Source organism: Mycolicibacterium fallax (assembly GCF_010726955.1).
In the GTDB taxonomy this organism is placed as follows: Bacteria; Actinomycetota; Actinomycetes; order Mycobacteriales; family Mycobacteriaceae; genus Mycobacterium; species Mycobacterium fallax.
Map to the genome: position 1 here is coordinate 996,122 of NZ_AP022603.1, position 17,066 is coordinate 1,013,187.

The following is a 17,066-nucleotide window of genomic DNA, read 5'->3' on the forward strand; positions in this document are numbered from 1 at the left end:
GTTCCTAATTACTCAACAAATTGACTATGGAGGCTGGGGATGGGCCAACCGACCACGACCGCGGGCGCCGCGCCCGGCGAGCACCGCGCCCGGCTGCGCGTGCTGCGGGATTTCGTCACGCATCCGGGCACCTGGCTGCTGCCGATCCTGGTCGTGCTCGGGGTCGCGCTCACGGTGCCCGCCGTCTACCTCGGCGGCACCATCAACCCGCCCGGCAACGTCCGCAACCTGCCGGTCGGCCTGGTCGTCGAACCGCAGACGGTGCCGGTTCCCGGCGGCAGCCCGGCCGCGGCGCTGGCCGACCAGATCGCCGCCGGCGTCGACGCGCACGCCATCGCGTTGCAGCGCGTCGATCCCGAGGAGGAGGCCCGACTGCTCGGCAACGGCAGCCTCTACGGCGCGGTGCGCATCCCGGCCGACTTCGACGCCCAGCTGGCGGCGCTGCGCAGCGCCGAGCCCGGCGCACCCGTGCATCCCGTCGTGCACCTGGACACCAACCCCGCCACCGGGGCGATGGTCGCCGGGCTGATCGGCGGTCAGCTGTCGCCGGTGCTGACCCGGGTGGGCTCGGAGCTCGGCCACCGGTTGCTCGAAGCCGCGCCGCCGGGGTCGACGACGGCCGCGCTCTCGGCGCTGGCTGCGCCGTTCACCGTGGTCAGCGCCCCGCTGGAGCCGCTGCCGGCCAACACCGGGATGGGTACCAGCGCGTTCTACTACGCCGTCGTGCTGGTGCTGCTGGGCCTGGTCGGCGCCTCGGCGATCCACCCGCTGATCGACGCCTCCAGCGGATTCCTGCCGACCGAGATCGGGCCGATCGTGCGCCGGCGGCCCTACCTGCACCTCACCCGGCTGCAGAGCCTGGTCAGCAAGTGGCTGATCATCGTGGTGGCGGCGCCGATCGCCGCGGCGCTGGCGCAGCTGGTCGCCGGCCCGGTGCTCGGCATGCCGATCGACCGGCCGCTGGCGCTGTGGCTGTTCGCCACCTCGACCGTCGCCGCGGTCGGCGTCGGCGCGCTGACGGTGTTCGCCTGCTTCGGGGCCCTGGGACCGCTGATCAACATGTTCTTCTTCGTCGCGCTGGCCATGCCGTCGTCGGCCGGCACCATCCCGCTGGAGGCGGTCCCCGGCTTCTACCGGACGGTCGCCCGCGTCGAGCCGATGCGGCCCGTCGTCGCGGGCCTGCGTTCGCTGCTCTACTTCGACTCCGCCCCGGGATCGGGGCTGACCGGGGCGTGGTGGGCGGTCGGCGGACTGGCCGCGGCGTCGGTGCTGATCGGGCTGGTCACGGTCCGGGCGTTCGACCGGATGGCCGCCTCGGCGCGCCATCCCGAGATGAATCCGGCCCGGGCCGGCTCGGCCGCCAAGCACCGGGCCGGCGGCCGGGTCGCGGCCTGAGCCTGCCGCGGCACCGGAGCTACCAGGGTTCGGCGCCGGAGCCGGTGGCCACCGGATCGGCATCACGGCGCCGACCGCCGCGCTGGGCGGCCGCCCCGGCGCCGACCACCAGCAGCACGCCGAGCGCCTGCGGCCAGGACGGTCGCTGGTGCAGCACGATTAGGCCGATGAACGTCCCGATCGCCGGTTCCAGCGCGGCCAGGGTGCCGAACGCGGTGTGCGTCATGCGCCGCAGCGCCGCCATCTCCAGGGCGAACGGGATGACCGGCAGCAGCAGCGCCAGCCCGACCGCGGTGAGCACGATCGGCAGGTCCAGCTGCCCGGCGGCCTGCGGCACCCCGACCACGGCGGCGGTGGCCGCGGCGATCGGAATGGTCAGGGTCAGGCCCGTGATGCCGGAGAACCGGTCCCCCACCCGCTGAGTCAGCAGCAGGTAGCTGCCCCACCCGACGGCGCCGGCGGCGGCGAACCCGATGCCCGCCGGATCGATGTCACCGAGCCACGGCTCGGTCAGCAGCACCACCCCGCACATCGCCAGCACCGGCCAGGCCAGCCCGGCCCGGGAGTGGCTGCGCACCGCCGCGACGGTCAGCGGCCCGAGGAACTCGATCGCCACCGCGGTGCCCAGCGGAATCCGGTCGATCGCGGCCAGGAACACCACGCTCATCAGGCCGCTGACCACGCCCAGCGCCAGCAGGGCCGGCAGATCCGGGCGGCGGATCTCCCGCAGCGGCGGGCGGGCCAGCAGCAGGAAGATCAGTGCGCCCGCGGTCAGCCGCAGCCAGGCCGTGCCCGCCGAGCCGATCTGCGCGATCAGGCCGACCGACAGCGCCGAGCCGAGCTGCACCGACAGCATCGCCGCCACCGCCAGGGCCCACGGCGGGACGCCGCGCCGGCTCGGCCCGGCCGCGTCACCGGGGTCGGCTTCACTCATCGGAGGCGTCCGGCCGCGGCGGCGCAGTGCCGGGTTCGATTACCGCCAGGGCGAACCGCGCGGGGCTGGCATGCGGATTGGTGTAGCGGTGCTCGACGTCGCCGGGGAACGCGATGGCGTCGCCGGGGCCCAGCGCGGTGGGCCGGCCGTCGACCTCCACGGTCAGCGCGCCGGCCAGCACGTGCAGCAGTTCCCGGGTGCCCTCGGGGTGCGCCGCGCGGGTGTGCGTCTCGCCGGGCCCCAGCGTCCAGTCCCACAGTCCGACCGGACCCGGCGATGCGGTGCCGGCGACCAGCACCCCGCGCCCGCCGGCCGGACCGGTCCACCGCACCGCGGCGTCGGCGGCCCGGGTGACCCGGATCGGTTTGGGGTCGGGCGGGGCGACCAGCCTGGGCAGCCCGGTCCCCAGCGCGTCGGCCAGCCGCAGCAAGGTGCCCACGCTGGGATTGACCGCCCCCGCTTCGACGCTGACGATCATCCGCCGGCTCAGCCCGGCGGCGGCGGCCAACTGATCCAGCGTCCAGCCCCGGGCCCGGCGCCGCTGCTTGACCCGGGCGCCGATCGCGTCGGCGAGCCGGGCCGCATCCCCATCCACAGATGCACGATAGCGCCCTAACGGGGCAGCAAAAGGCGGGGTTTTCCCGGTGCCGTGGCGCCGCGGCCCGGATGTGCCACAGTGGTGCGGACTCGGGGGCAGGACCGCCGAGCATCTCGCCCCGGCACCTCGCCCCGGCCACCAGGAGATCCGTGATGACCGACCGCTCGCTGCTGCCGCCCGGACGTCCCGAGGACGTGCTGAACTTCGTCGGCGACGGCAGCCAACTCGTGGTGCCGCTGGCCCTCGGCGAGCCGCCCACCCTGATCAAGACCCTGGAAGACAACTGCGAGCGATTCACCGGGGTGCGCATCCACCAAATGGATCCGCTGCAGTCGCACCGCTACATCCGCGGCGAGTTCGGCGACCGGTTGCGGCACGTCTGCTACTACCTGGGACCGGGATCACGCCAGGCGTACTGGGACGGCACCTGCGACCTGGTGCCCAACCACTTCTCCGAAATGCCGCTGATCCTGCGCCGGGTCAAGCCGGACCTGGTGCTGGCCCGCGCCGCCGGACCCGACGAGCACGGCTACTTCAGCCTCGGCACCAACTCCGACTACACCGCCACCTTCATCGGCAACGTGCCGTTCTTCCTCGAGGTCAGCCCCGAGGTCCCGTTCACCTACGGCAGCAACCTGATTCACCACAGCCAGCTGGTCGGCTGGACCAAGACCGACGCCGGGTTCCCGGAGCACCGGCAGCGCGAACCCTCCGCCACCGACCGGGCGATCGCGGACCTGGTCGCCGAGCGGGTCGCCGACGGCTCCTGCATCCAGGTCGGCATCGGCTCGGTGCCCGACGCACTGCTGGGCGCCCTGCACGGCCACCGCGAACTCGGCATCCACACCGAGGTGATGGCCGACGGCCTGATGCAGCTGGTGGAGTCCGGCGCGGCAACCGGTACCCGCAAGCGCCACCACCGCAACAAGCACGTCGCGACGTTCGCCATCGGCTCCCCCGAGCTGATGCGCTGGCTGCACCGCAACCCGGCGGTCAGCATGTCGGCGGTGGACTGGACCAACGATCCCCGGGTCATCGCCGGAGAGCCGAACTTCGTGTCGATCAACGCCACCACCGAGGTCGATCTGATGGGCCAGGCGGCCAGCGAGACGATCGCCGGCCGGTACTGGTCGTCCTCCGGCGGCCAGGCCGACTTCGCCCGCGGCGCAATGTATTCCGAGAACGGCAAGGCCTTCTTGGTGCTGCACTCCACCACCAGCAAGGGGATCGGCCGGATCCGCGCGACGCTCACCCCGGGCAGCGTGGTCACCACGCTGAAGAACACCGTCGACAACGTGGTCACCGAGTACGGGGTGGCCGAACTGCGCGGCGCCAGCCTGCACGAACGCGCCAAGCGGCTGATCGCCATCGCGCACCCCGATCACCGCGACGAGCTGCGGTTCGAGGCCCGCAAGTCCGGAATTCTGCACTGACCGCGGCGGCGCGGCAGGCCCGGTCGCGGTAGCCTGCCCGCCATGTCCGATTCCCTCACCGCCCGCCTGGACAACTTCGCACCGGTGGTGCTGAGCGTCTTCCGCATCATCGTCGGGCTCGGCTTCCTGGCCCACGGCAGCTCCAAGCTGTTCGGCTACCCCGGTGGCCCGGCGCTGCCGCTGGCCGCCGGCTCGGCGTGGTGGGCCGGTGTCATCGAGGTCGCGGCCGGTGTTCTGCTGACCCTGGGGCTGTTCACCCGGGCGGCGGCCTTCCTGGGCTCGGGCACCATGGCGGTGGCCTATTTCACCGCGCATGCGCCCGCCGACTTCTGGCCGCTGCGCAACGGCGGTGAACCCGCGGTGCTGTACTGCTTCGCACTGTTTCTGCTGGTCTTCACCGGCCCCGGCTCGATCGCCGTGCTGCGGCGTTGAGCGCCCGGTAAGTTCGACGGCATGTCTGAGGCTGCTGCCCCGTCGCGACCGACCAGCATCGGTGTGCTCACCAGCGGCGGCGATGCGCCCGGCATGAACGCGGCGGTGCGGGCCGTGGTGCGGACCGCCGCCCACCACGGGGTGCCGGCGTGCGCGATCCACGAGGGGCTCAAGGGCCTGGTGTACGGCGGGGACCTGATCCGGCCGATGACACCCGCGGACACCGGCGGCATCCTGCACCGCGGCGGCACGGTGATCGGCACCGCCCGGTGCAAGGAGTTCCGCACCCGGGAGGGCCGCCGCGCCGCGGCCCGCAACATGGTCGACCGCGGCATCGACGCGCTGGTGGCCATCGGCGGCGACGGCACCCTGACCGGCTGCGACGTCTTTCGCCGGGAGTGGCCGGAGCTGCTGGCCGAACTGGTGGAGGCCGGCGAGCTGTCCCCCGAGGCGGCCGCCGCGCATCCCGAACTGCGGCTGGTCGGGCTGGTCGGGTCGATCGACAACGACATGTCCGGCACCGACATGACCATCGGCGCCGACACCGCCCTGCACCGCATCGTCGAGGCGCTGGACGCGCTGCGCAGCACCGCCTCCAGCCACCAGCGCACCTTCGTCGTGGAGGTGATGGGCCGGCAGTGCGGCTACCTGGCCCTGATGTCCTCCATCGCGACGGCCGCGAACTGGGTGCTGCTGCCCGAGCAGCCACCGGCCGCGGACTGGCGCGAGCAGATGTGCCGGGACCTGCGGGCCGGCCGGGAGATCGGCCGGCGACAGAGCATCGTCGTGGTCGCCGAGGGCGCCCGCGACGTCGACGGCAACCCGATCACCTCCACCGAGGTCCGCGATCTGCTGGAATCCGAGCTCGGCGAGGACGCCCGGATCACCATCCTGGGCCACGTCCAGCGCGGCGGGGCACCCAGCGCCTTCGACCGCTACCTGGCCACCCTGCTCGGCAGCGCCGCCGTCGAGCACCTGCTGGACAGCGCGCCCGGCACCCCGGCCCAGCTGATCGGGCTGAAGGAGAACCGGGTGGTGGCCTCCCCGCTGATGGAATGCGTGCAACGCACCCGGGCGGTCGCCGACCGGATCGCCGAGCGCGATTTCGACGGGGCGATGCGGTTGCGCGGCGGCAGCTTCCTGCGGTCCCACAACATCCTGCGGACCGTGCAGCAGGCCGCGCCGCGGCGCCCGGTGGAGAACCGGCGGCGCAACCGGATCGCGGTCGTGCACGGTGGCGGCCCGGCGCCGGGGATGAACGCCGCGGTCCGCGCCGCGGTGCGGCTGGGGCTGGACCGCGGCTACGAGGTGCTGGCCGTGCGCGGCGGGTTCCGCGGCCTGCGGCGCGGCGACATTCACGAGATGAGCTGGATGGACGTCAGCGGGTGGGTGTCCGACGGCGGCGCCGAGCTGGGCACCAACCGATTCGTGCCCGGCGAGGAGGACCTCGCCTCGATCGCCGAGCAGCTGGCCGCGCACCGCGTCGACGCGCTGCTGATGGCCGGCGGGTGGTCCGGCTATGAGTCCGCCTACGTGCTGCACAGCAATCGCGACCGGTTTCGTGAGCTGGACATCCCGATCGTCTGCATGCCGATGACGATCAGCAACGGGGTGCCCGGCACCGAGTTGAGCATCGGCGCGGACACCGCGCTGAACAACATCATCGCCGACGTCGACAAGATCCAGCAGTCCGCGGTCGCCACCCGCCGGGTGTTCGTCGTCGAGGTGATGGGCCAGCGCTGCGGTTATCTGGCGCTGCTGTCCGGCATCTCGGCCGGCGCCGAACGCATCTACCTGCCCGAGGACGGCGTCACCCTCGACCAGTTGACCGCCGACGTGCACGCGCTGGAGGAGAACTTCCGCTCCGGCAAGCGGCTGGGGCTGATCATCCGCGGCGAGGGCGCCGACCCGGTGTACACCACCGAGTTCATCACCTCGCTGTTCCAGAAGGAGGGCGGCGACCTGTTCGACGCCCGGCGGGCCGTGCTCGGCCACATCCAGGAGGGCGGCGACCCGTCGCCCTTCGACCGGGTGCACGCCACCAGCCTGACCGCGCACTGCATCTGGTACCTGGCCGAGCAGCTGGAGACCGGCTCAAAGGCCAGCGCGATGCTCGGGTTCCAGTCCGGCAGAATGCAATTCACCGATCTGACCAGCTACCCGGTGCTCATCGACCCCCGCACCCGGCGCCCCCGCGAGCAGCGCTGGCTGGCCCGTCGTCAACTCGCCCGAATCATGGGCAGCTGAGATGTGCGTCCAGACCGGCGCACTCGAGGATCACGACACAGCGGCCGAGGCCGGCGAGGTGCGCGCGCTGATCGACGGGCTCGGCATCCCCGGAATCATCGACGTGCACACCCATTTCATGCCGGATTCGGTGCTGCGCAAGGTGTGGCACTACTTCGACCGGGTCGGCGAGCGCGCCGCGCCGTGGCCGATCACCTACCGCCACCAGGAGGATGTCCGGCTGGCCGCGCTGCGCGGCTTCGGGGTGCAGACCTTCAGCTCGCTGGTCTACCCGCACAAGCCGGAGATGGCGGCGTGGCTCAACGGCTGGGCCGCGGAGTTCGCCGACCGCACCCTGGACTGCCTGCGGACCGCCACCTTCTATCCCGAACCCTCGGCCGCGCAGTATGTTCCGGCCGCGCTGGCCGACGGGGCACAGATCTTCAAATCGCACATCCAGGTCGGCGCCTACGATCCGCGCGACCCACTGCTGGAGCCGGTGTGGTCGGCGCTGGAGGCGGCCGGCACCCCGGTGATCATCCACGCCGGTTCCGGGCCCGAGCCCGGTCCGTACACCGGCATAGCGCCGATCGCCGAGGTGCTGGACCGGCACCCCGAGCTGGTCGCCGTGATCGCACACCTGGGCATGCCGGAGTACCGGGAGTTCCTCGACCTGGCCGAACGGCACCCAAACGTGCACCTGGACACCACCATGGCGTTCACCGGGTACGTCGAGGCGATGCACCCGTTCCCGGTGACCGAGCGGACCCGGCTGCGCGCATTGGGTGAGCGGATCGTGTTCGGCAGCGACTTCCCCAACATCCCGTATCGCTACCTCGACGCGGTCCGCTCGATCATCGACCTGGATCTCGGCGACGACTGGGCGGCCGGGGTGCTCTACGGCAACGGCGCCCGGCTGTTCGGGCCGCCGCGCGGCGCCCGGGCCTGACCGCCGGCGGCTACTGGGCCTGCCAGTCGTCGGCCTGCAGGGTGGAGAAGTCCTTGTGCGCCAGGCCCGCAACGGTACCGCCGTCGACGACGAACTCCGCGCCGGTGGAGTACGACGATTCGTCGCTGGCCAGGTACACCACCAGGTTGGACACCTCGATCGGATCGGCGGCCCGACCCAGCGCGGTCTGGAAGATGTCCTCGGGCACCCCGACGATCATCGGGGTCCGGATCAGCCCCGGGTGCACCGAGTTCACCCGGATCCCCCACTGGCCCAGCTCAAGTGCGGCGGATTTGGTGATGCCGCGCACCCCGAACTTGGCCGCGGTGTAGCCGTGCGTCATCGCGGTGCCGGCCAGGCCCTCGATCGAGGAGATGTTGACGATCGAGCCGCCGCCGGCGTCGCGCAGCGCGGGCACCGAGGCGCGCATCCCGAGGAACACCCCGGTCAGGTTGATGTCGATGATCCGCTGCCAGTCGCCCAGGTCGTAGCCCTCGACGGTGCCGACATTGATGATCCCGGCGTTGTTGACCAGCACGTCCAGCCGGCCGAAGGCCGCCACGGTGGCCGCCACCGCCGCGGCCCAGCCGTCGGCATCGGTGACGTCCAGGTGCACGTAGCGCGCGGCGTCGCCGAGTTCGGCGGCCACCGCCGCGCCCTCGTCGTCGAGCAGATCGGCGAGCATCACCGAGGCGCCCTGGGCGACCATCGCGGCGGCGTGCGAGGCGCCCATGCCGCGGGCGCCGCCGCTGATCAGCGCGACCTTGCCGGCCAGTCGTTGGGTCATGAATCCTCCTGGGTGGGAATGGGTTTGGGGGTTTGGGCGGGTCTGTGGGTCTGAAGTTCCTCGGGCCCGGAATTCTTCGGCTCCGGGGATCACCCGAAGTCGTAGTCGGCCGGGTCGGGCCGGCTGGTGCGGGCCCAGTAGTCCGAGAGCCGGCCGCCGTAGAGCGTCGGCACCTCACCGGTGGAGTTGCGGAAGTAACTGTTGACGATCTTCGGGTGGGTGTAGACCTGGGTGCGCAGCAACTCCTGGTTGGTGCGGGTGTAGTCCGCGCACACGTCGGCGCGCGGGGTCAGTGCCCGCGCGCCGGAGGCCAGCAGCATGTCGATGCAGCCCAGCGCGTAGCGGGCCTGGCATTCGGAGTTGTAGATGATGCTGGCGCCGTTGACCGCATTGGTGCCGGGGCCGTACATGCAGAACAGGTTCGGAAACTCCGGCACCGTCACCCCCAGGTAGGCGTACGGCGAATCCCCCCACGCCTCGGCGAGATCGCGGCCGCCCCGCCCGCGCACGGTGATCGGCCCGAGTTGGTGGTTGACGTCGAATCCGGTCGCCCAGATCAGCACGTCGGCGGCGCGGTGCACGCCGTCGGCCGTGCGGACCCCGGTGGCGTCGATCTCGGCGATGGGGTCGGTGATCAGCGTGACGTCGTCGCGGGCCAGGGTGCGCAGCCAGGTGCCGTCGTCCTGCAGCAGCCGCTTGCCCATCGGCGGGTACTGCGGGACCACCTTGGCCAGCAGTTCCTCGTCGCTGGTGAAGGCCTGAATCCAGGCCACCAGCAGATCCCGGAACGCCCGGTTGGCCGGCCCGCAGGACAGTCCGCCGTCATCCCAGTCCGGATCCTGCCGAGCGGTCTCGGCGCCGCCGTCGGCCAGCGGCCACCAGGACAGCAGCCGCAGCCAGCGGCCGTAGAACGGCAGGTGCCGGGTCGCCCAGCGGGCTCCGTCGCCGATCGGCTGGTGGTAGTTGATGTTCGGCGCGAACCACTGCGGGGTGCGCTGGTAGACCTCAACGTGCCCGGCGCGCTCGGCGATCGCGGGTACCAGCTGGAAACCGCTGGCGCCCGCGCCGATGACGGCGATCCGCTTGCCGGTCAGGTCGATCTCGTCGGGCCAGTCTGCGGTGTGGAAGCTCGGGCCGGCGAAATCGGCGGCGCCGGGGATGTCCGGGATGATCGGATTGCCGAACTGCCCGACCGCGCAGATCACCGCCCGCGCCGCCAGCACCGTCCGGTTCCCCTGCGCGCCAATGGTTTCCACCGCCCAGCTGGCGCTGTCCTCGTCCCAGGTCGCGGTGGTGACCTCGGTCTCCAGCCGCAGGTGCTCGCGCAGGCCGTAGCGGTCGGCGACGTCGTTGAGGTAGGCCAGGATCTCCGACTGTTCGGCGTAGTGATGCGTCCAGTGGTCGGTCGGCTCGAAGGAGTAGGTGTAGTACTGGTTGGTGATGTCGACCCGGCAGCCCGGGTAGCGGTTGGCGGCCCAGGTGCCGCCGAGGCCGCTCTGCCGGTCGACGATGACGAACGGGATGCCGGCCCGCTTGAGCCGGATCCCGGCCACGATGCCGGCCTCGCCGCCGCCGATCACCACCACCGGGAAGTCGGCGCGCTGAGCGGCAGTGGAGGTCAGCGCCGGCCCGTCCTGGTCGGCGTCGGTCAGCCGCAGGTCGGCGGCGACGTAGTCGGTGTATTCCTCGGCGACGGCGCCGACGGTCAGCACGTCGAGCATCCGGCGCAGCGCGGCGCGGTCGGGCAGCCACGGCGGCGGGCAGCCCCGGTCCCGGTAGTCCAGCGCGACCTTCAGCGCGGCGTCCCGCACGACCTGCTTGTCCGGTTCGGACATCGCGCCGTCGAGGTCCATCGGGATCAGCAGCACCGGAGTCGGCAGCTCGTCGAGCAGGCCCAGGTCGCCGGTCATGTGGACCATCGACATCAGCAGCGCCGGGACGCTGGCCTGGGCGATCGCCGCCTCGATGACCGCGTCGGAATCATCGAAGGGCAACCCGAGCAACCGGGCGATGTCCGCGGCCGACGAGACTTCCAGGACCGGGTGAGGCTGCGGCATGCCCCGTACTGTACAGATCAGGAAATCTGTTCACCCCGATTCCGGAGATCTGCGCCTCAGATCTGCACGATGCTGATCTCGGTGGTCAGCTCCGCCAGGGTGTCCAGGTCGACGACCGCGCCGCTGCCCGGGCCGGCCGGCACCTCGACGGCGCCGTCACGCAACTCGAAGAACTGGGTCAGGTCCCGGTCGAAGTACCGCCGGGTGGCCGAGATGTCGCCGGGCAGGGTGAAGTTCGGCAGCGCCGCCAGCGCCAGGTTGGCGGCCCGGCCGATGCCCGACTCCAGCACCCCGCCGCAGAACACCGGCACGCCCTGGGCCAGGCACAGGTCGTGGATGGCGCGGGCCTCCAGATAGCCGCCGACCCGGGCCGGTTTGATGTTGACGACGCTGCACGCCCCCAGCGCGAGCGCGGCCGCCGCGTCGTGCAGGCCGGAGATGGACTCATCGAGGCAGATTGGGGTGGCGACCTGGCGGGCCAGGTTGGCGTGCGCCAGCAGGTCCGCCGCCGGGAACGGTTGCTCCAGCAGCACCAGGTTGAACGCGTCGAGGCGGCGCAGCGTGGTCAGGTCGCTGGTCCGGTAGGCCTGGTTGGCGTCGACCTGCAGGGCCAGGTCGTCGCCGAACTCGCGGCGTACCGCGGCCAGCGGTGCCAGGTCCCAGCCGGGGGCGATCTTGAGCTTGACCCGCTGGTAGCCCTGCCCGAGATAGTCGGCGACCCAGTCGATCAGCTCGGTCATGTTGTCGGGGATGCCGACCGAGACACCGACCGGGATCCGGGTCCGCTCGCCGCCGAGATAGTCCACCATCGCCATGCCGTGCCTGCGCAACTCGGCGTCGAGCACCGCCGACTCGACCACCGCCCGGGCCAGCACATTGCCCGGTACCTCGCGGAAGAGGCCGTGCACCCGCGCCGCCGACAGCGGCCCGTCGGCGCCGGCGAGCAGCGGTGCCAGCACCGTCTCGATGACGCTGCGGGCCCCGTCCAGGGTCTCGCCGTAGAACGCCGGGTACGGGTCGGCCGCGCATTCGGCCCAGCCGTCGACCCCGTCCGCCCGCAGCCGCAGCACCAGCAGTTCCCGGGCGGTCTCCAGCGCTCGGGAGGTGCGGAACGGCCGGACCAGCGGCAGCGTGACCCGGCGCAACTCGATCCGGGCGCCGGTCATCGATCGCCCCGTCCGGCGAGATACGCACCGTCCCCGGTGAATCCGAGCACCCGGTAGTCCAGCCGCTCGGCACGGTGCAGCACCTCCCGCAGCGCCAACCGCCAGCGGTGCGCCCGGGTCGGGTCGGCCCGCCGGAGCGCCTCGATGTCCGTCGGGGTCTCGATCAGCCACGGCCCCGGGCCGCCCGGGGTGAGGACCGGCTCCTCGTCGTCGCCGGCGGCCAGCACCGTCTCGGCGCCGGCCGGCACCGACACCGGCGGCCGGGGATCGACGAAGTCCCACACCGCGATGAGCCGGTCGGTCAGATCCCCCGCGTTGACCGCGTCGGTCATCGGCGGATAGAAGTCGGGCACGAACTCCACGATGTGCGCGCCGAGCCGGTTGAGGTTGAAGTGCGCGTTGCGCCGGATCAGCGGGTCGTAGGTCCAGCGCATCCGGGTCGCCCCGTGCGCCAGCGCCCAATCGCGTTGCGCCAGCTTGAGCGCCACCCCGACCCCGCGCCCGGCCGCCGCGGCGGCCACCCCGGCGATCAGCGAGTACAGCTCCGGGCTGCCGGGGCGCCCGGCGATGCCGACGGTCAGGCCGATCAGCTCGTCGCCGGCGAACGCCCCGAGCACCGCACCCCCGGCGTGCCCGAGGCTCAGCAGCACGTCGCTCTGCAGCGGGGCGGCCTCGGCCGCGGTGCCCCAGATGTCGGCCAGCAGCGCGGCCCCGGCGACGCATTCGGCGCCGCTGTGCACCTCCCGCACCGTCACCCCGGCGCGCGCGCAGGCCTGCGCGACGGTGGGCAGCGGGGTCGGTGCACGGCCGGGCGGGGCAACCATGGCCAACAGTTAACCCGACCGCGGCGCCCCGCCACCCCGCAACGGTGCTCGAAAATGCGGGCTAACCTGCACCGCCCAGGCCCAGCAGCGCGGTGACCTCGTCCCCGATCTCGGCCAGCCGGTCCGCGGCGGCCGCGTGCGGCACCCGCCCCGAACAGGGCAGCACCGCCTCCAGGTAGCACTTGAGCTTGGGCTCGGTGCCCGAGGGCCGCACGATCAGCCGATCACCCGCCGCGGTCAGGTAGATCAGCGCATCGGTCGGCGGCAGCGGGCCGCCGTCGGCCAGATCCCGGGTCGCGGTCACCGGCGAGCCGGCCAGCGTGGCGATGCCGCGGGCGCGCAGCAGCGCCATCGTCGCGGCGATGTCGGCGACGTCGGACACCCGGAAGTTTCGGGCCGCGGTGGCGTGCAGCCCGTGCCGGCGGGCCAGCTCGTCGAGCAGGTCGAGCACGGTGCGGCCGCCGGCGGCCAGCTCGTCGACCAGGGTCACCAGCCGGATCATCGCCCCGATGCCGTCCTTGTCGCGCACCGCGGCCGGGTCGGTGCAGTAGCCGATCGCCTCCTCGTAGCCGAACCGCAGGCCCGGCACCCGGGCGATCCACTTGAACCCGGTCAGCGTCACCGCCGAGCGCAAACCGTGCGCCGCGGCGATCCGGCCGAGCAGCCGGCTGGACACCACCGAGGCCGCCAGGGTGTCGCCGTCGCGGCGGTCATCGGCGGCCGCCTGCTGGCCCAGCAGCGCACCGATCTCGTCGCCGGTCAGCTGCCGCCAGCCGGCCGCGCTGGGCACCGCCGCCGAGCACCGGTCGGCGTCGGGGTCCAGCGCGATCACCACGTCCGCGCCGATCCGCTCGGCCTGCCGGACCGCCAGGTCCAGCGCCCCGGGCTCCTCCGGGTTCGGGAACGGCACGCTGGGGAAGTCGGGGTCCGGGTCGAACTGTTCGACGACCGGGTGCACGTCGGGGATCCCGGCCCGGTGCAGCGCCCGCACGGCGACGGCGCCCCCGACGCCGTGCAGGGCGGTCAGCACCACTCGCACCCGGGCCGGGGTGCGCGCGTCGCGATACCCGGCGACCCGGTCCAGGTAGTCCTCCAGCAGCGCCGGATCGGCCGCGGTGATCCCGGCGGCGGCCCGCCGGATCCGGTCGGCGGCCGGCGCGGCGGCGATCCGCGCGGCGATCTCGGCGTCGGCCGGCGGCACGATCTGCACCCCGGCTCCGTCGACATCGGTGGCCCGGCCGCCCAGATACACCTTGTAGCCGTTGTCGGCGGCCGGGTTGTGCGAGGCGGTGATCATCACCGCGGCGTCGGCGCCGGTGGCCCGGATCGCGTAGGCGGTGACCGGTGTCGGCAACCGCTGGGGCAGCGCCAGCACGCCCAGGCCCGCCCCGGCCAGCACGCCCGCGGCGGCCTCGGCGAATGCGCTGGAGCCGCGGCGGGCGTCGCAGCCCAGCACCACCCGGGCGTCCGGCCCGACGACGTCGCGCAGATAGTGCGCCAGGCCCGCGGTGGCCCGGGTGACCACGGCGACGTTCATCCGGGACTCCCCCGCCCCGACCGGTCCGCGCAGCCCGGCGGTGCCGAACTGCAGCGGTCCGGCGAATCGGTCCGCCAGCTCCGCCCGGGCCCTCGGGTCGGCGGCCGCGGCGGTGATCAGGGCGTCGAGCTCGGCGCGGGTGACCGGGTCGGGGTCGTGGTCGCGCCAGCGCCGGGCCCGCGCCACCAGGTCGGTCACTGCGGCAGGCCGGCCAGCACTGCCTCGGAGGCCGACAGCCCCAGCCGGGTCGCCCCGGCGTCGATCATCGCCAGCGCGGCCTCGGCACTGCGGATGCCGCCGGATGCCTTGATCCCCAGACGCCCGCCGACGGTGTCGGCCATCAGCCGCACCGCGTGCAGGTCGGCGCCGCCGGCCGGGTGGAAACCGGTGGAGGTCTTGACGAAATCGGCCCCGGCGGCCTCGGCGGCCCGGCAGCAGCCGACGATCTGGGCGTCCGACAGCGCCGCGGATTCGATGATGACCTTCAGCAGCACCGGCGCCGGGCAGGCGGCCCGCACCGCGGCGATCTCGGCGCGCACCGCGTCGAAGTCCGAGGTGAGGGCGTTGGCCAGGTTGATCACCAGGTCGATCTCCCCGGCGCCGCGGGCGACGGCGTCGGCGGCCTCGGCGGCCTTGATCGCGGGCTGGTGGGCGCCGGAGGGAAAACCGCAGACCGCGGCGATCGCCAGGCCCGGCGGTGCCTGCACCGGCAGCAGGCTCGGCGACACGCAGACCGCGTGCACGCCCAGCGCGTCGGCCTCGGCGATCAGGGCCGCGACCTCGGCCGGGGTCGCCTCCGGCTTGAGCAGGGTGTGATCGACCAGGCCGGCGACCGCGGCCCGGGACCGGGCCGGGTCAGTCATTGCGCCCCCGGGTCACGGTGCATTCCACGGCCACCGGGTCGGCGACCTTGAGGCTGCCCATCGCCATCGAGAAGGGTTTGAGGCCGAAGTCGCTGTGCCGGACCTCGGCCCGGCCGGTCAGCCGCTGCGCACCGGCCTCGCCGGCGGTGGCGACCTCGACGGTGACGGGGTGCTCGGTGCCGTGCAGCGACAGGGTGCCGGCCAGCCGGAACCCGTCGTCGGTGACGGTGACGTCGGTGCTGCGGAACTCCGCGCGCGGGAACTTCTTGGCGTCAAAGACCTTGAGCGCGTTGGACTTCACCACCGCCTTCTCCGGCCCGGACAGCGGGGTCAGGCCGCCCTCGCCCTTGCGGACCTGCAGGGACGCCAGCTCCGTGGACAGCGTCACGCCGGTCGGGACGTCGTCGCTCCAGTCCACCGCCAGCTGCCATTCGGTCATGCCGAGGGTCAGTCGGTGGCCCATTTTCGATGCCCGGCCGGTGACCCCGGTGTGCAACGTCAGATCGCCGTCTGCCGGCCCGAACGTCCAGGTTTTGCTACTCGCCGATTCGCTGCTCACCGCTTCACTGTAACCACGACGGACCCCACACCACGGCGCCGCGATGAACTAGCATTGCCTGGCTATGGATACCGGATTGCCGCACACGCAGTCGCGGCTGTCCAAACGGCTGCGCACCCGGGCCAAGCTGATCGACGCGGCCGTCAAGCTCGTCGCCGACCACGGCTACGACAACGTCACGGTGGAACAGATCGCCGGCGTGGTCGATGTGTCACCGCGCACCGTGGCCAACCACTTCCCCAGCAAGGATCGGCTGCTGCTGGCACTGGCCGAGGAGTTCAGCACCACCATCGACGTCGAATTCGCCCGGGTGCCCGCCGTCGTCCCGCCGCTGCGGGCGCTGTTCGACGCCCACATCCGCGCCCTTGAGCTGGCCCGATCGGGGGCCGCCGGTATCGAGATCGCCCGGTTGCTGCTGATATTCCAGACCATCAACGAGGTGCCGCGACTGCGCGCCCAGACCCTGGCCCACTATCTGACCCGGACCTCGGTGGGGCTGGCCGAGCGGCTCGGCGTCGACGCCGCCGACCGGCAGGTCCGGCTGCTGGCGGCACTGTGGTCCGGGATCGTCCAGTACGCCTGGGGTGATCTGCGCGCCGCACAGGTCGGGTTCGGCACCGCCGAGACCCTGGACCTGCTGACCGCCCGGCTGACCGACGTCTACACCGGCATGCTGCAGATCGCCGCGGCCGGGGATTAGCCCGCCGCGGTCAGACCCGGGGCCACCTGCGGCCCCTCAGATCCCGGTCCAGGCCTCGTCGATCATCTCGGCGACGTGAATCACCTGCGCCTTCTTGGCTTCCGGGGCGTCGATCTGGTCGGACACGTGGGCGGCGATGAAGCGGCGGATCTCCGCGTCGACGCCACCGATGATCCGCACCACCTCGCCGCGAATCGACTTCGAGGACACATGCACGCTGATGTCCGACGGCCGGGGCTTGGCGACGTCGAGGATGAGCAGCAGTCCCTCGCCGCCGCGGGCGACGGCCCGCAGCGCGACCTCGCCGTCGACGGTGAAGCGGTACTTCTCCAGCCGCAGGTCGACGATCAGCTGAATGTCCAGCGGGATGCGGATGGCGAAGCTGATGATCTCGCCGAGACTGCGGATGGCCTGCGGCTCACGGATCTTCACCTTCGCGGTGACCCGGGCGATGCGGCCCGGTCCCTGGCCCATCGGGCCCATCTCGAACTGGTCACCGGCGATCGCCCCGAACGCCGAGGCGACCCGTTCCTCGGTCACCGCGACCTCGAAAAACCTTCGGCCCCAGTCCTCGTAGGTGATGTACTCAAAGCCGTCCATAATCGT

At 72.6% G+C, this 17,066-nt stretch carries 16 protein-coding genes; 6 read left to right on the forward strand and 10 right to left on the reverse strand.

Translation table 11 applies throughout. From position 1 onward, the window contains the following. Window positions 1-39: 39 nt before the first annotated feature. Window positions 40-1,395, forward strand: coding sequence for a YhgE/Pip domain-containing protein (locus tag G6N10_RS04745; RefSeq protein WP_085094658.1), 1,356 nt, complete (start codon window positions 40-42; stop codon window positions 1,393-1,395). Between the two features lie 19 nt (window positions 1,396-1,414). Here the strand turns inward: G6N10_RS04745 and G6N10_RS04750 are convergent, their stop codons facing one another. Both G6N10_RS04750 and G6N10_RS04755 read right to left on the reverse strand, forming a co-directional pair. Continuing rightward, window positions 1,415-2,329, reverse strand: a complete 915-nt coding sequence (locus G6N10_RS04750) for an EamA family transporter (RefSeq protein WP_234810501.1) — start codon at window positions 2,327-2,329, stop codon at window positions 1,415-1,417. Next, the gene (locus G6N10_RS04755; protein ID WP_085094656.1) at window positions 2,322-2,924 is read right to left on the reverse strand and encodes a helix-turn-helix domain-containing protein; all 603 of its coding nucleotides are present in this window, start codon (window positions 2,922-2,924) and stop codon (window positions 2,322-2,324) included. Before G6N10_RS04755 ends, G6N10_RS04750 begins: the two co-directional genes overlap by 8 nt. A gap of 155 nt (window positions 2,925-3,079) precedes the next feature. Between G6N10_RS04755 and G6N10_RS04760 the strand changes: the two genes are divergently transcribed. From G6N10_RS04760 to G6N10_RS04775, 4 genes are read left to right on the forward strand one after another with little or no spacing between them, the layout of a single operon-like run. Further along, window positions 3,080-4,360 (forward strand): acetyl-CoA hydrolase/transferase family protein, encoded by a 1,281-nt coding sequence (locus G6N10_RS04760; protein ID WP_085094654.1) that lies wholly within the window; start codon window positions 3,080-3,082, stop codon window positions 4,358-4,360. 42 nt (window positions 4,361-4,402) lie between these two features. Continuing rightward, the gene (locus G6N10_RS04765; RefSeq protein ID WP_085094652.1) at window positions 4,403-4,792 is read left to right on the forward strand and encodes a DoxX family protein; all 390 of its coding nucleotides are present in this window, start codon (window positions 4,403-4,405) and stop codon (window positions 4,790-4,792) included. Between the two features lie 21 nt (window positions 4,793-4,813). After that, on the forward strand, window positions 4,814-7,039 hold the full coding sequence (locus G6N10_RS04770) for a 6-phosphofructokinase (protein ID WP_085094650.1): 2,226 nt from the start codon (window positions 4,814-4,816) through the stop codon (window positions 7,037-7,039). Window position 7,040: 1 nt separating this feature from the next. Further along, complete coding sequence (locus G6N10_RS04775) at window positions 7,041-7,967, forward strand: amidohydrolase family protein (RefSeq protein WP_085094648.1); 927 nt, start codon at window positions 7,041-7,043, stop codon at window positions 7,965-7,967. A 10-nt stretch (window positions 7,968-7,977) separates the two neighbouring features. Here the strand turns inward: G6N10_RS04775 and G6N10_RS04780 are convergent, their stop codons facing one another. The 7 genes from G6N10_RS04780 to G6N10_RS04810 form a co-directional block, all read right to left on the reverse strand. Further along, the gene (locus tag G6N10_RS04780; protein WP_085094646.1) at window positions 7,978-8,754 is read right to left on the reverse strand and encodes an SDR family oxidoreductase; all 777 of its coding nucleotides are present in this window, start codon (window positions 8,752-8,754) and stop codon (window positions 7,978-7,980) included. Window positions 8,755-8,843: 89 nt separating this feature from the next. Further along, a complete protein-coding gene (locus G6N10_RS04785) occupies window positions 8,844-10,811 on the reverse strand; it encodes a flavin-containing monooxygenase (RefSeq protein WP_085094644.1) in 1,968 nt (655 codons plus the stop codon). A 56-nt stretch (window positions 10,812-10,867) separates the two neighbouring features. Continuing rightward, a complete protein-coding gene (menC, locus tag G6N10_RS04790; RefSeq protein WP_085094641.1) occupies window positions 10,868-11,977 on the reverse strand; it encodes an o-succinylbenzoate synthase in 1,110 nt (369 codons plus the stop codon). Further along, window positions 11,974-12,801: a hypothetical protein gene (locus tag G6N10_RS04795; protein WP_085094638.1), complete on the reverse strand. Its 828-nt coding sequence runs from the start codon at window positions 12,799-12,801 to the stop codon at window positions 11,974-11,976. Before G6N10_RS04795 ends, menC begins: the two co-directional genes overlap by 4 nt. A gap of 61 nt (window positions 12,802-12,862) precedes the next feature. Then, window positions 12,863-14,527 (reverse strand): phospho-sugar mutase, encoded by a 1,665-nt coding sequence (locus tag G6N10_RS04800; protein WP_085094703.1) that lies wholly within the window; start codon window positions 14,525-14,527, stop codon window positions 12,863-12,865. A gap of 5 nt (window positions 14,528-14,532) precedes the next feature. Then, window positions 14,533-15,201 (reverse strand): deoxyribose-phosphate aldolase, encoded by a 669-nt coding sequence (gene deoC / locus G6N10_RS04805; protein ID WP_085094635.1) that lies wholly within the window; start codon window positions 15,199-15,201, stop codon window positions 14,533-14,535. Beyond that, window positions 15,194-15,760: a YceI family protein gene (locus tag G6N10_RS04810; RefSeq protein WP_234810500.1), complete on the reverse strand. Its 567-nt coding sequence runs from the start codon at window positions 15,758-15,760 to the stop codon at window positions 15,194-15,196. Before G6N10_RS04810 ends, deoC begins: the two co-directional genes overlap by 8 nt. Window positions 15,761-15,824: 64 nt before the next feature. On the opposite strand from G6N10_RS04810, the gene G6N10_RS04815 reads away from it, so the two are divergent. After that, the gene (locus G6N10_RS04815; RefSeq protein WP_085094631.1) at window positions 15,825-16,460 is read left to right on the forward strand and encodes a TetR/AcrR family transcriptional regulator; all 636 of its coding nucleotides are present in this window, start codon (window positions 15,825-15,827) and stop codon (window positions 16,458-16,460) included. A 36-nt stretch (window positions 16,461-16,496) separates the two neighbouring features. On the opposite strand, the gene G6N10_RS04820 is transcribed toward G6N10_RS04815, so the two are convergent. Continuing rightward, window positions 16,497-17,060, reverse strand: a complete 564-nt coding sequence (locus G6N10_RS04820) for a hypothetical protein (protein ID WP_085094628.1) — start codon at window positions 17,058-17,060, stop codon at window positions 16,497-16,499. Window positions 17,061-17,066 lie beyond the last annotated feature (6 nt).

Excerpts from the sequence above, each read along its gene's own strand:
- G6N10_RS04745 (WP_085094658.1), top strand. The coding sequence starts at position 40 with ATGGGCCAACCGACCACGACCGCGGGCGCCGCGCCCGGCGAGCACCGC.
- G6N10_RS04750 (WP_234810501.1), bottom strand. The coding sequence starts at position 2,329 with ATGAGTGAAGCCGACCCCGGTGACGCGGCCGGGCCGAGCCGGCGCGGC.
- G6N10_RS04760 (WP_085094654.1), top strand. The coding sequence starts at position 3,080 with ATGACCGACCGCTCGCTGCTGCCGCCCGGACGTCCCGAGGACGTGCTG.
- G6N10_RS04765 (WP_085094652.1), top strand. The coding sequence starts at position 4,403 with ATGTCCGATTCCCTCACCGCCCGCCTGGACAACTTCGCACCGGTGGTG.
- G6N10_RS04770 (WP_085094650.1), top strand. The coding sequence starts at position 4,814 with ATGTCTGAGGCTGCTGCCCCGTCGCGACCGACCAGCATCGGTGTGCTC.
- G6N10_RS04775 (WP_085094648.1), top strand. The coding sequence starts at position 7,041 with ATGTGCGTCCAGACCGGCGCACTCGAGGATCACGACACAGCGGCCGAG.
- G6N10_RS04780 (WP_085094646.1), bottom strand. The coding sequence starts at position 8,754 with ATGACCCAACGACTGGCCGGCAAGGTCGCGCTGATCAGCGGCGGCGCC.
- G6N10_RS04785 (WP_085094644.1), bottom strand. The coding sequence starts at position 10,811 with ATGCCGCAGCCTCACCCGGTCCTGGAAGTCTCGTCGGCCGCGGACATC.
- menC (WP_085094641.1), bottom strand. The coding sequence starts at position 11,977 with ATGACCGGCGCCCGGATCGAGTTGCGCCGGGTCACGCTGCCGCTGGTC.
- G6N10_RS04795 (WP_085094638.1), bottom strand. The coding sequence starts at position 12,801 with ATGGTTGCCCCGCCCGGCCGTGCACCGACCCCGCTGCCCACCGTCGCG.
- deoC (WP_085094635.1), bottom strand. The coding sequence starts at position 15,201 with ATGACTGACCCGGCCCGGTCCCGGGCCGCGGTCGCCGGCCTGGTCGAT.
- G6N10_RS04815 (WP_085094631.1), top strand. The coding sequence starts at position 15,825 with ATGGATACCGGATTGCCGCACACGCAGTCGCGGCTGTCCAAACGGCTG.
- G6N10_RS04820 (WP_085094628.1), bottom strand. The coding sequence starts at position 17,060 with ATGGACGGCTTTGAGTACATCACCTACGAGGACTGGGGCCGAAGGTTT.